Origin of the sequence: Humibacter sp., from assembly GCF_051954055.1 — a bacterium.
GTDB lineage: Bacteria > Actinomycetota > Actinomycetes > Actinomycetales > Microbacteriaceae > Humibacter.
In genome coordinates, this window is record NZ_JBQCIE010000116.1 from 1 (window position 1) to 11096 (window position 11096).

Sequence of the window (11096 nt, forward strand, 5' to 3'; positions counted from 1 at the left end):
CGGTCAGGACGCGCCCTGAACCTCGGCCGAACCAGAAGACTCTTCAGCCCAGCCCAACGCGTCATCCTCCGCGCCCGGGACGGCGGATGCCTCTGGCCCGGCTGCGACCGACCACCCTGGCAAACCGAAGCCCACCACATCAACAACTACGCCGAACACCACGGCAAAACCGACATCGCCGACGGCGTCAGCCCCTGCAAATTCCACCACCTCAACCTGCACAACAACCACTGGCACATCCGCAGACGAGGCACCAACTACGAACTCATACCCCCGACCGGCACCGGGCTGGCACCGATACCCCTCCACCCCAAAAGCACCACCTGGGAACACGTACGACAATGCACCGGATGAGCACGCCCGCACGGCCCCGCCTCAAGCACAAGGCCCCGAACCCCCGAGCCCGGGCACGGGCACGGGCACCCGCACGGGCACGGGCACGGGCACGGGCACGGGCACGGGCACGGGCACGGGCAACTATCAGCGACTCGCTCCCGCACCACGTGCGTGCTGGTGCCGGCCGGGCAGACACGCCAGTGAGGTGGCCACGCCAGCGAGCACAGTCCGTGAGCAGGCGCCGCCGGCGAGCACGACCTGTGACTTCCACCGGCCAGCGGGAACGGGCCGTGGACTGGGTCCAGCTGGCGGCACGCGCCGTGGCGCGGTTGGATCGACGCCAACAGTCCGCGACTCCACCGAGCGACAGCGCTCGTGGGCCGCAGGTGCACGCAGGCCCGCCCCGGAGGGCACGACGGATTTTGCGGGGCAGAGGCGCCGGTCTCTAGAGTCACAACATGAGCGCTCGTACTCCACGTGGATCACGACTAGCCGGATTCGGGCACTACCAGCCCAAACGAATCCTCACCAACGAGGAGCTCGCTCAGAGCGTCGACACGAGCGACGAATGGATCCGCACCCGCACCGGCATCCGTGAACGTCACATCGCCGACAGCTCCGAAACCGTCGTCAGCATGGCCACCGAAGCCGCCCGCATGGCACTCCAGGATGCCGGCCTCGAATCGGTATCACTCGTCGTCCTCGCCTCGACCACACTGGTCGACCGCACACCGTTCACCGCGGCCCGCGTCGCCGACGCGCTCGGGATGCCCGGCCCCGCCGTCATCGACATCAACACCGCTTGCTCCGGGTTCGAGCACGCCGTCGCGATCGCCGACCAGGCGATCAGTTCGGGCTCCGCAGACAGCGCTCTGGTCATCGGAGCCGAGCGGCTGTCGGACGTGACGGACTGGACGGACCGGCGCACATGCATCCTCACCGCGGACGGTGCTGGAGCGGCAGTGCTCGTCGCCTCCGACGAACCCAAGGTGTCCCCGGTCGTGTGGGGCTCCGTGCCCGGCATGACGAATGCCGTCGTGATCGACGGCGACCCTCAGGTGTTCTCGCAGGACGGCCAGGGCATCATGCGCTGGGCACTCACGAAGGCGGCGCCGCACGTTCGTCGCGCGCTGGAGATCGCGGGTGTGACGATCGACGACATCGACGTCGTCGCATTCCACCAGGCCAACCTTCGTCTCATCGAACCGCTCGCGAAAGCGATCGGCGCGACGGGAAAGCAGATCGTCATCCACGACATCGAGGAGTCCGGAAACACGTCGGCCGCCAGCGTGCCTCTGGGGCTGTCCAAGGCGTGGCACCGCGGCGAACTTCCACGTGGCGGCAGGGCGCTGCTGTTCGGCTTCGGCGGCGGCTTCGCCTACGCCGGCCAGGTCGTCGAGCTGCCTGAGTAGACCTCACGAGCGACCCGGTCCCGAGAGGCCGCCCGGCGCAGCGATTCCACATCCGTCGCACTGCCATCAGGTGGTCCGGGTCACGCGTCGGTCACTCCACCTCGAGTCGTCCGACCTTCTCCAGCAGAAAGTCGCGTTCACGCTCGTTCCCGGCGAGCGCGGCGGCCCGACGTAGTTCCGACGCCGCTTCATGCGTGCGACCGAGCCGGAGCAGCAGTTCACCGCGCACGCTCGGCAGCAGGTGCGACCCGCGAAGGTCGCCTTGCTCGGCTAGGCGATCGACCAGTTGAAGCGCGGTCGCGGGTCCGGTCGCCATCGCGACGGCGGCTGCACGGTTCAGTTCGACGACCGGATTCGGTGCCAGCCGGCCGAGCGCTTCGTACAGCAGCACGATCTGCACCCAGTCCGTCTCCTCGGCGCTCGGCGCGATGGCGTGGCACTCAGCGATCGCGGCCTGCAGCGCATACGGGCCCCGTCCTCGGCCGAGCGCATCGACGCGAGCGAGTGCTGCACGACCGCGCGTGATCTGTGCCCGATTCCAGCGGGTCCTGTCCTGCTCGGTGAGCGGGATGGGAGTGCCGTCCGAATGCGTCCGCGCCGCGAACCGCGCGGCCTGCAACTCCATCAGCGCGACGAGGCCGTGCACCTCGGGTTCCCGCGGGAGCAACCCCGTGACCATGCGCCCGAGGCGGAGTGCCTCGTTCGCCAGATCCGCGCGCATCCACTCGCTTCCGGATGTCGCGGCGTATCCCTCCGTGAACACCAGGTAGACGACGCTGAGCACGCCGTCGAGACGCGCCTTCCATTCCGAAGGCTCGGGCGTCTCGAACGGCACGTGTGCCGCCGCAATCGTCTTCTTGGCACGCACGATGCGCTGCTGAACGGTGGCGACCGGCACGAAGTACATGCGCGCGATCTCCTCCGTGCTCAACCCGGCGACGATGCGCAGCGTGAGCGCCACCTGCGCCTCGCGCGACAGCACCGGGTGGCAGGCGGTGAAGACCAGCCGTAGCACGTCGTCGTCGATCGGTTGCCAGACATCCTCGGATGTCTCCTCGAGCGTCATCGCGACAGCACGGTAGCGATCGTCGAGGCGTTCCCCGCGACGCCACTGGTCGATGGCGCGACGCTTGGCCACGGCCGTGAGCCACGCCCCAGGATTGTCGGGCACGCCGTCTCGTGGCCATTGGCGGAGCGCCTGAACGAGGGCATCCTGTGCGAGATCCTCGGCGAAGCCGACGTCGCCAGTCACCTTGGCGAGCGTGGCGACGATGCGCGCGCTCTCGATGCGCCAGACGGCGTCGACTCGCGCCGTGATCCCGTCCATGGATGCCTCCCTACGCAGCCCCCGTCACGCGTTCTCGGCTGCGGCTCGCCACTCGGCTTCCTTCTGGATGTACTCGTTGTCACCGAAGTCGGCGAAGTCGCTCTCGTCGGTCACCCTGCGTACCTCGAGCTTCGAGCCCGGGCCGAGCGGGCAGCGGCTCGCCCACTCCGCGGCCTCCTCTTTCGAGTTCACCTGCAGGATCCAGAAGCCGTTGAACAGCTCGTGCGTCTCTCCGTAAGGACCGTCGGTGACAGCCGGAGGCGTGGTGGAGAAGTCGACGACGAATCCGGTGGTCTCGACATCGTCGGCGAGTCCCTCGCCGGCGAGCAGCACACCGGCCTTGATGAGCTGCTCGTTGTACTGGCCCATCTTGGTGATGACCTCGTTGAAGTCCATCTCCTCGTACGCCTGCTTGGCGGCGTCGGTGGCTCGCATGATCAGCATGTACTTCATGGTTGTCTCCTTGTTCGTCTTGGGATGCGCTCGCACCCTTCTACTATCGCGTCGCCCCTCACGCGAGGACGTCGACATGGGGTGGGAAGTTTCTTCTGAGACGGGGAGGCGGGGTTTCGATACGCCGCTTCGCGGGCTACTCAACCGGCGGGGGAGCGGGGTTTCGATAAGCGCCGGCGGCGCAACTCAACCGACGGGAGTCTCGGCGCCCCATATTCTTGAAGGCATGTCCAAAGTGCTCGCATCCCTTCCCGTCGGCGAACGTGTCGGTATCGCGTTCTCCGGTGGCCTCGACACCTCCGTCGCCGTCGCGTGGATGCGCGAGAAGGGTGCGGTGCCCTGCACCTACACCGCAGACCTCGGTCAGCCCGACGAGCCGGATGTCGAGGCCATCCCCGGTCGTGCCGCACAGTACGGCGCAGAGCTCTCCCGGCTCGTGGACTGCAAGCTGCCGCTCGTGGAGGAAGGACTCGTCGCGCTGCAGTGCGGTGCGTTCCACATCCGTTCGGGCGGCAAGACGTACTTCAACACCACCCCGCTCGGCCGTGCGGTGACCGGCACGCTCCTGGTGCGCGCCATGCTCGAGGACGGCGTGGAGATCTGGGGCGACGGATCCACCTACAAGGGCAACGACATCGAGCGGTTCTACCGCTACGGGCTGATGGCGAACCCGCGGCTGCGCATCTACAAGCCGTGGCTCGACCGCGACTTCGTCTCCGAACTCGGTGGACGCAAGGAGATGAGCGAGTGGCTGCAGGCGCGCGATCTGCCGTATCGGGCATCCGTCGAGAAGGCGTACTCGACCGACGCGAACATCTGGGGGGCCACGCACGAGGCGAAGCTGCTCGAGCAGCTCGACACCCCGATGACGATCGTGGAGCCGATCATGGGGGTCGCGTTCTGGCGTGACGACGTGGAGATCGCGGCAGAGGATGTTCGCGTGCGGTTCGAGCAGGGACGTCCGGTCGCGCTGAACGGCGTCGAGTACGACGCCCCGGTCGCTCTCGTGCTGGAGGCGAACACCATCGGCGGACGCCACGGGCTGGGCATGAGCGACCAGATAGAGAACCGCATCATCGAGGCGAAGAGTCGCGGGATCTACGAGGCGCCCGGCATGGCGCTGCTGCACATCGCCTACGAGCGGCTGCTGAACGCGATCCACAACGAAGACACCGTCGCCAACTACCACAACGAGGGCCGACGGCTCGGCCGCCTGATGTACGAGGGCCGCTGGTTCGACCCGCAGTCGCTGATGCTGCGGGAGAGCATCCAGCGCTGGGTCGGCTCGGCCGTCACGGGCGAGGTCACACTGCGGCTGCGCCGTGGCGACGACTACTCGATCCTCGACACCAGCGGGCCGGCGCTCAGCTACCACCCTGACAAGCTGTCGATGGAGCGAGTGGGGGATGCCGCGTTCGAGCCCGAGGACCGCATCGGCCAGCTCACGATGCGCAACCTCGACATCGCGGACTCGCGCGCCAGGCTCGAGCAGTACTCGTCCTCCGGCGTGATCGGCGGCGCGACCGCGCTGCTGGTCGGCGACCTGGGCGCGGGCGAGGCGGCCGAGATCAGTGCGGGTGCGGCCGAATCGGACGAGCAGGCCGAGGTGGATGCCGCGAACGAGGCGGCCGCGTTCGACCTCGGCGCGGACTGAACCTAGGTCACGGGTTTCGATATGCGGCGCTGCGCGACGCTCCTCAACCGGCGGTAGCGGGAGCCGACGAGACGCGCGCCAGCCCCGAGAGCGACGCGTGGGCGAGGGCGCTGGCGGCCAGCAGCATCCTGTTGTGCAGGGTGACACCTCGGATCACCTCGAGGCAGATCTCGTCGCGGCTGAGATCGTCGCTGATCGGCGTGGTGTTGCCTCTGGCGATCTCCAGTAGTGCTCGCAGGTGGAGCTCGATGACCGCCTCATCGACGACGTAACCCGCCTTCCGCAGGTCGGTGACCGCACGGGCGAGCTCGGCTCTGGCCGAAGTGGAGACATCCGGTAGGCCCATCCTGTCGAGGATGTCGAGGATCGTGCTCTCGGCGCCAGACGCGTCCTCGGTGCCTCGATGACTGGCCTCCGGCGCCCTTGGCGCGGCACCGAGTGCGAGCTGCTGACAGATCCCCATCAGGTAGACGTTGGGGATCGTCGCATCGTCGATCGCGGTGGTGAGAGCGGAGACCGTCGCCAGGGAGAGACCGAGTTCCCGGCGAACCCAGGAGATGAGCGCCAGCCGATGCAGGTGCAACGCGCCATACACCGAGGTCGTCGCGTTCTTCTTCGCCCCGGGAGGCAGCAGGCCGAGCCGCAGATAGTGCTTGATGCTCGCCGTCGAGACGCCCGATCGCTGCGCCAGTTCCTGGAGCTTCACGCGTTCCCCCTCCCCGGAACACGCCCCCTTGGATAGCGAGCGACGCCTCGACTATCCACGTTGTCCCGGTTGGAATGGCGATACTAACTTACGTCGCATGGCAACGCTCATCGTGGTGGTTCACGCCATGGCGGCATCGGGGGTCATTCTGCTGGCTCCGGTGCAGCTCATCCGGCGCAGCAAGGACAACAAGCACAAGGCCATCGGACGCTCGTGGGTCGTGCTCATGTACCTCGTGTGCGTGAGCGGGATGTTCATCTACTCGCTCACCGGCAGCTTCACGATGTTCCACGCTCTGGCCATCTTCACCTTCTTCACCACGACGCTCGGAGTCATCGCGATCAGACGCGGGATCATCCGGCTCCATGTCGGCATGATGGTCGGATCGTGGCTCGGCGCGCTCACCGCAGGGGTGTTCGCCGTGCTCATTCCGTCGCGGGACATCCCGAAGCTCGCCGTGCAGGACCCGACGCTGCTGTGGAGTCTCATCGCGGTCATCCTCGCCTGCGTGACCGCGTGGGTGATCTACGTGCTCATCGCTGTGCCGGCCACTCGGGTCAAGCGCCAACGCTCGACCGTGGCGGTCGACACGTCGAACTGATCGCTACTGCGAATCGGCGTCGCGACGCTGCTCCAGAGCGGCGCGACGACGCTTGTCCTCTTCGATCTCGCGTTCGAGGTCCGCGAGCTGCTGCTCGGTCGAACGTCCGTCTCGCGACGGCACCGGCTGCACCGTGACCGTCGCGGTGTCCATCGGGGCGGACATCCGCGGGGTGGATGCCTGTGGCCGGCGACGCGGCATCCGGATCGGAGTCGACGCTCCCTCGTACGACCTGCCGAGTGCGAACCACAGCACGATTCCGATCAGCGGGACGAAGATGATCAGCAGGATCCAGACGATCTTGTGCATGTACTTCACCCGGCTGTCGTCGATGCGGATGGCGTCGATCAGCGCGACGACCATCAGCAGCAGGATGACGATGGAGAGCACGGACATAGCTTCACAATAATTCGGGGCGGCCAGTTATGACCGCCCCGAACTGGTGCACCTCCGATCAGAACAGGCCGGCGCGCAGTGACTGCACTCGGCCCAGCGCCTGCTTGAAGTGCCCGGGGTTCAGCGTGCCGTCGCCGGCGGCCGCGGTGATCGCGTCGAGGGCATCCTGTCCCTGGCTCATGTCGCGGGCGGAGCAGAGCAGCAGGTCCATGCCCGCCTGTGCCGCGAGCAGTGAGCGGGCGCCGGTGTCTCCGAACGCGTCCAGTGCGCCGGCTTCGAGGGCATCCGTGATCGTGACGCCGTCGAACCCGAGCCGGGAGCGCAGCTCGCCCTGCACGATCGTGGTCGACAGTCCCGCCGGGTACGTCGCATCGATCGCGGGATAGATGGCCCACGACGTCATCACGAGCTGCACGCCCGCAGCGATCGCCGGCGAGAACGCGAACTCGTCCACGCCGCGCAGTTCGCTCAGCGACTGGGTGAGCGTGACCGGTCCGAGGTCGGTGTTCTGCGCCTGGGTCGCGGCGCCCAGTCCCGGGAAGTGCTTCGCGGTCGCAGCGACGCCCGCGCCCTGCTGGGCGGTGACCATGTCGGCGCCCAGACGGCCGGCGAGCACCGGATCCGAGCTGTACGAACGCTCCCACTGGTCGTCGAAGTTGCCCGGGGTGCGGAACACGTCGAGCACCGGTGCGAGGTTGAGATTCATGCCGACGTTGCGGAGCGCCGCTGCCGCGCCGGCACCCGCGGCGGTGGCTGCGGCATCCGGGTCGGGCTGAAGACCGATCTGCTTCTCGGACAGGATCGGCTGTTGCCCACGCAGTCTGCGGATGTAGCCGCCCTCCTGATCGGTCATGAACAGCAGCGGCTCCTTGATCGGAGAGGATGCCTGTGCCGCGCGCAGGTCGGCGACCACGCCGGCGATCTGGGTCAGGCTCAGGATGTTCTCGCCGAAGAAGATCACGCCGCCGACCTCACCTGCGGCGATGGCGTCGAAGAGGGACTGCGGCGGGGTGGCGCCTGGATACGAGTAGATGACACGCTGCCCGGCTTGCTGGCGCAACGACAGCTTGGCCCACCACGGCGGAGTCGCGGCTGCCGGGAGGGCTGCAGCGCCGAGACCGGCTCCGGCGAGCGCGAGTCCCGCGACGGCTCCGACGCCGGCGGTGAGCACCGTGCGACGGGACATCCCGGCTCCTCGGGAGAACGCAGCACCGGCGGACTGAGGGGCGTTGTCCGGTTCGGACGATGAGAGATTCATGCTTGCTCCTTCGACGGCCCGCAACGCTGCGGGCACCGTAACGAGATTTCTCCCCCTCCCATCCGGGTGTCAAGGAGTTCTGGCAAGAATTTTCGCAGAATCACCATTTCTTGGCGATCATTTTCAGAGGGGAACGCCTGACATCCAGAGACACACGCTCACGCGGACGAGATCTAGTGGCGGCCGTCGCCCGTCAGGCGATGGCGAACGTCGTCGCGCTCTGCGGCGAGAGCGACGCGACGAAACCGGTGCCGCGCCCGAAGATGTCGGGCTGCTCCTCGAGGTCGCGCGTGGCATCCGTCACCCACGACCTCACCCGCTTCACGACATGCCCGTGAACCGCGACGGGCTGGGTCACCGGATCGGTCGTCGTGTTCACCGCGACCACGACCAGGCCGCCGTCCTCGCCTGCGTACGCGGAGGTCAGCACTCCGGTTTGCGCTTCACTCGGCGCCTCGATCCGGACGGCGCCGGGCCGGATGAACTTCGTGAAGTGCGCGAGCATGTAGCCGCGCTTGCTGATCGATCCGTCTTCGAGGATGGGTCCATAGCCGCGGCGGATGTACCACCACACGTAGGCCTGGAACTCGCCATCGGTCATCGCGTGATGCACATGCTCTGCGACTTCCAGAGCCTCCGGCCAGAGATTCGCGGAGTCCGAACTGTTCGGGTAATAGACCTCCGTCATCCAGAGCTCCTTGCCTGCGCCCTTCTCCTGGAATAGCGGGTACGGGAAGTCCGAATACGGGGTGCCATAGAGGTGTGCCCCGAGGATGTCGAGGTTCGCGAAGGCAGCAGCATCCTCGATGATCGGGTCCGAGAACGATTTGACGTACTGGAACGACTCCGGAGCGATGACACGTGTGTCGATCGATCCGGCGTAGTCCCGCAGAAAGCGGATCATCTCCTCGGGCGTCCACCAGGTCCACTCATAGGCGTAGTCCGGTTCGTTCTGAACCGAGATGCCGTAGAGCTCGGCACCGTTGTCGCGCATGAAATGCACGAAGTCGTTCAGGTACTGGGCGTACTCGCCGTAGGCGTCATAGCGCAGACGCTTGGACTGTGCCGGGGGCGTGTAGGCCGCCACCATCAGCTCATCGAGCGCCGGCCCCCCTTCGCCTCTGGTCGCCACCTGCACACTCCATTGGCCGGGCGTCATCGGCACCTGGATGGAGTGCCATTCCCAGCTGCCCTCCGCCGTCGCCGGGAAGAGCTCGTTCGGCGCCACGAGCGTGCCCGCAACGCTGATGTCCAGGTGTACGTCGCCTCCGGGCGAGCTGTAGCGGAACGCGAGATTCTTCGTGCCCTTCGAGCCCACGACGACGCCGTCGAACTGCACGCTGGCTCCCGTGCTTGCGTCGAACTCGACGTAGCCAGTGCCCTCGAAACCGGGGGTGGCAGACGCGACCTGGGCGCCCACGAGGGCGCCTGCCTCCGCCTGGTACTTGCTTCCCTGCGGAACGACATCGCGGTCGAAGAACTCGATCATGTCCGCGGGCGGATTCCACGGCGACGCGAAGACGAGCGCACCCTTCGCCACAGCGTTCTGGGCCGTCTCCAGGTTGAGACTCCAATCCGCGCGGTCTTCCGGGACCGGGATCCGGAGGATCGTCAGCCCCAGATCGTTCTCGCCGTTGTCGAAGGCGGTCGCTCGCTGCGAGGGGGTGAGGTCGCCGATCCACGCGGTGTGCGACATCCCACCGAAACCGCGGATCACCTGGTGACGTTCGTGCGGGTCGACCAAGAACGATCGCGGATCCGCAGCGGCGCCGGCCGTCGGGATATTCGCCAGACCGATTGCGAACGGGACCGCCGCGAGTCCGCCGGCAAGCACGGTACGACGGGTGATCGGGTTACTGAATGGCTTCGTTGCCATGGATCTCTCCTTCTGATGATTCTTCGTGAATGAACAAGGTGTGGCGCGTTGCTAGGCTGACAAGAGCCGGCTCATCGACGTGACGCGGCGGGTCAGCGCGCTCCGAGGCCCCAGGTGGTGAGGCGTCCGCACATGCCCCAGCGCTCGCCAGGCTCCGGTTGAAGCGAGCGGATGCCGCTGCTCGCGAGACCTCCCGGCTCGCCGGCCGCGAGGGATGCGAGCTGGCGTGCCGTGGCATCCAGCGCGGCGCCTGGGCCTAAGGCGACGATGCACTCCCACTCGCCGATGCGCGGGGCAACGAGCGCCGCCGCGGCCGAGTACAGGTCGCGAAGAGTGCCGTCGAGGTCGGATGCCGCTCGCTCCCGCAGCTCCGTGAAGCCCTCCAGCGCGAGATCGCGACGCGCCCGAGCGGCGGAGGCCATCGTCTTCTGGTCGCCGTGCGCGGGCAGCGTCGCGTGCTCGCGGTAGCGCGGGGCGTCGCGCAACACATCGAGCGGGAACGTGAGCACCGCGTCTCCAGCCTCCGGCAGGCCCGCGTTCGACATCAGGGTGAGGATGTCCAACGCTCCGTCCGCGTTGATCAGCCGGTGCACCGTTCCCGGCGTGAACCAGACCACGGCCCCGGGTGCGAGCGGGGTTCGTTGCAGCCCATCGGAGCTCAGCGTCTCGACGGCACCGCTTCCGCCGAGCACGACGTATCCCTCGGTGGATGCCGTGTGCAGGTGCGGCGATCCCCCGCGCAGGCCATCGGGCGCCTCCCAGTCGTACACGCGCAGGCGCGACACCGCGATGCCGCCTGGCAGGCCGATGGGCGGGTTTCGATACGCGTCGCCTTCGGCGGCGCTACTGGGCCGCCGGGAAGGTAGGTCGCTCACTTCGGCGGCGCTACTGGGCCGGCGGGGACGGGCGTCGTTCACGACCGCGTCGGCCCCGCGAAGACGGCGTCGAACGCCGGCTTCGGCTGCAGCGTCTCGTCGAGCACGTGCGCTGCACCGAAGCCGGCGAACGTGTCGGGGATCCAGGAGTGCGCGTCGCTCAGTCCCCACAGCACGAACGCCGAGCAGGAGGAAACAGCAC

General features: G+C 67.5%; 11 protein-coding genes and 1 pseudogene. 4 read left to right on the forward strand and 8 right to left on the reverse strand.

The genetic code is table 11. The features are described 5' to 3' along the window. A pseudogene (locus tag ACTHNC_RS15440) lies at positions 1-354 on the forward strand (HNH endonuclease signature motif containing protein); the annotation flags it as partial. 440 nt (positions 355-794) lie between these two features. Next, positions 795-1748, forward strand: coding sequence for a beta-ketoacyl-ACP synthase 3 (locus tag ACTHNC_RS15445; RefSeq protein WP_440295507.1), 954 nt, complete (start codon positions 795-797; stop codon positions 1746-1748). Positions 1749-1839: 91 nt separating this feature from the next. Here the strand turns inward: ACTHNC_RS15445 and ACTHNC_RS15450 are convergent, their stop codons facing one another. Both ACTHNC_RS15450 and ACTHNC_RS15455 read right to left on the reverse strand, forming a co-directional pair. Further along, positions 1840-3075, reverse strand: a complete 1236-nt coding sequence (locus tag ACTHNC_RS15450) for an RNA polymerase sigma factor (protein WP_440295508.1) — start codon at positions 3073-3075, stop codon at positions 1840-1842. A gap of 24 nt (positions 3076-3099) precedes the next feature. Then, positions 3100-3528, reverse strand: a complete 429-nt coding sequence (locus ACTHNC_RS15455; RefSeq protein WP_440295509.1) for a YciI family protein — start codon at positions 3526-3528, stop codon at positions 3100-3102. Positions 3529-3754: 226 nt separating this feature from the next. Here ACTHNC_RS15455 and argG point away from each other — a divergent pair, with 226 nt between their 5' ends. Continuing rightward, a complete protein-coding gene (argG, locus tag ACTHNC_RS15460; RefSeq protein ID WP_440295510.1) occupies positions 3755-5182 on the forward strand; it encodes an argininosuccinate synthase in 1428 nt (475 codons plus the stop codon). Positions 5183-5225: 43 nt separating this feature from the next. Here the strand turns inward: argG and ACTHNC_RS15465 are convergent, their stop codons facing one another. Continuing rightward, positions 5226-5888 (reverse strand): MerR family transcriptional regulator, encoded by a 663-nt coding sequence (locus ACTHNC_RS15465; protein WP_440295511.1) that lies wholly within the window; start codon positions 5886-5888, stop codon positions 5226-5228. Positions 5889-5985: 97 nt separating this feature from the next. Between ACTHNC_RS15465 and ACTHNC_RS15470 the strand changes: the two genes are divergently transcribed. Next, on the forward strand, positions 5986-6489 hold the full coding sequence (locus ACTHNC_RS15470) for a DUF2306 domain-containing protein (RefSeq protein WP_440295512.1): 504 nt from the start codon (positions 5986-5988) through the stop codon (positions 6487-6489). A 3-nt stretch (positions 6490-6492) separates the two neighbouring features. On the opposite strand, the gene ACTHNC_RS15475 is transcribed toward ACTHNC_RS15470, so the two are convergent. From ACTHNC_RS15475 to ACTHNC_RS15495, 5 genes are all read right to left on the reverse strand, one after another. Then, positions 6493-6885: a PLD nuclease N-terminal domain-containing protein gene (locus ACTHNC_RS15475; RefSeq protein WP_440295513.1), complete on the reverse strand. Its 393-nt coding sequence runs from the start codon at positions 6883-6885 to the stop codon at positions 6493-6495. Positions 6886-6943: 58 nt separating this feature from the next. Continuing rightward, complete coding sequence (locus ACTHNC_RS15480) at positions 6944-8143, reverse strand: glycoside hydrolase family 3 N-terminal domain-containing protein (RefSeq protein WP_440295514.1); 1200 nt, start codon at positions 8141-8143, stop codon at positions 6944-6946. 193 nt (positions 8144-8336) lie between these two features. Then, the gene (locus ACTHNC_RS15485; RefSeq protein ID WP_440295515.1) at positions 8337-10019 is read right to left on the reverse strand and encodes a CBM35 domain-containing protein; all 1683 of its coding nucleotides are present in this window, start codon (positions 10017-10019) and stop codon (positions 8337-8339) included. Between the two features lie 92 nt (positions 10020-10111). Next, a complete protein-coding gene (locus ACTHNC_RS15490; protein WP_440295516.1) occupies positions 10112-10894 on the reverse strand; it encodes a cupin domain-containing protein in 783 nt (260 codons plus the stop codon). A gap of 38 nt (positions 10895-10932) precedes the next feature. Next, a partial coding sequence (locus tag ACTHNC_RS15495; RefSeq protein ID WP_440295517.1) for an endo-1,4-beta-xylanase occupies positions 10933-11096 on the reverse strand: 164 nt, incomplete at its 5' end.